This window comes from 'Chrysanthemum coronarium' phytoplasma (assembly GCF_000744065.1).
In the GTDB taxonomy this organism is placed as follows: Bacteria; Bacillota_I; Bacilli_A; order Acholeplasmatales; family Acholeplasmataceae; genus Phytoplasma; species Phytoplasma asteris.
The window spans coordinates 1-1,411 of sequence record NZ_BBIY01000106.1; the positions used below are offsets into that span (position 1 = coordinate 1).

Annotated in this window: 2 protein-coding genes; both read left to right on the plus strand. The window is 18.0% G+C overall.

What is annotated here, in order from left to right:
* Positions 1 to 16: 16 nt before the first annotated feature.
* The gene (locus OYV_RS03880) at positions 17 to 394 is read left to right on the plus strand and encodes an SVM family protein (RefSeq protein ID WP_011160891.1); all 378 of its coding nucleotides are present in this window, start codon (positions 17 to 19) and stop codon (positions 392 to 394) included.
* Positions 395 to 536: 142 nt separating this feature from the next.
* Entirely contained in the window at positions 537 to 1,181 is a 645-nt protein-coding gene (locus tag OYV_RS03885; RefSeq protein ID WP_236620289.1) for a hypothetical protein, read from the plus strand.
* Positions 1,182 to 1,411: the final 230 nt, after the last annotated feature.

Below are 1,411 nucleotides of genomic sequence, written 5' to 3' on the forward strand. Positions count from 1 at the left end.
AAAGGAGATTTAATTAATGATTAAATTACAAAATCAATTTAAAATAATAAATATTTGTTTATTTATTTTCTTAGGATTATTTTTAATAAATAATAATTATTATGTTATGGCAATGAATAATGGCCATATATCTCAAAATAACGGACATGATAATGATCATACTAATTTTCAAAATCAAGCTCGTATTTTACAAAATTTAAATTTTCAACAAGCTGGAATAGTTCAACAAATTTTTAATGCTAGGAATAATAACTCTTCTGAAGAAGTTATTAATAATCTTATGAGGCAAAATATTGAATTAAGTAGTCGTATCGCTGCTCAACAAATTATTCTTCAAAACGCCATGCCGCAACAAAACGATCAAAATCAACAAAACAATCCTAGAAGACGTTAAATAATTTAAAATATATTTTATTGTTATTATCAATATCAAAGGAGATTCATATAATGTTTAAATTAAAAACAAATTTATTATTTTTTAAAATCGTTTTATTTATTAGTTTAGGATTTTTTTAATTATTAGTAATAATTCCGTTATGGCGATGGAAAACAATGAATTACAAAATAATTCTAATTTTAACGATAATAACATAGAAATACCTTTTGAAAATTTACCTAAACAACAAACAATTCAAATTAATAATTCTTTTCATGAAAAGAATATCATTAAATTTTTATTTGAAACAAAAATAAACCTTAGTAAAAAATTAGGGGTTTATGATTTGAAAAATTTAAAAGAAAAATATAATGGTTTTTTAATTAAATTTAATATAAATGTAAAACAATTTGTTAATACAAATAATGCTAAAATATGTTTATATAGTAATGCTAGTGATTTAGATAATCCTATATATGATCGTTATAATTTTATAGGTTTTTTAGAAAGAATAATAATAGATAATGTTTCAGAAGAAGGATTATTTAATTATAAATTAAAAAATAACAATCATATTGAAATATATAAATCTGTATTTAAACAAGGATTAGATAATAATTTGTCGGAATCAGAATTGGAAGAAAATGTTTTTAAAATAATCTTAGATTTTGATATAAAAAAAGAATCTAATGATTTATATATGTTTTTTATTTTATATGCTTATGGTTTTACAGAATCGCAAAATTATGAATATATAAATAATTTTAAACTTGATAAAAACATTACTTTTTATAAAAATATTTAATTTTATAATATAATTAATTATATTATAAACAGAAGAATATTGGAAATAAGGATAAAATAAGAAAATATTTATTAATGATTAAAATCAAAAATAATTTATTATTAGACACTTTTTAATCTAAATAAAAAAAACAATGTTAAAGCTAAATAAGCAAAAATGAAAATAATTATCCTTAAAGAAGTATAAAGATATTAAATACTAACATATTAAAATTTAAAAAATGAAAAATT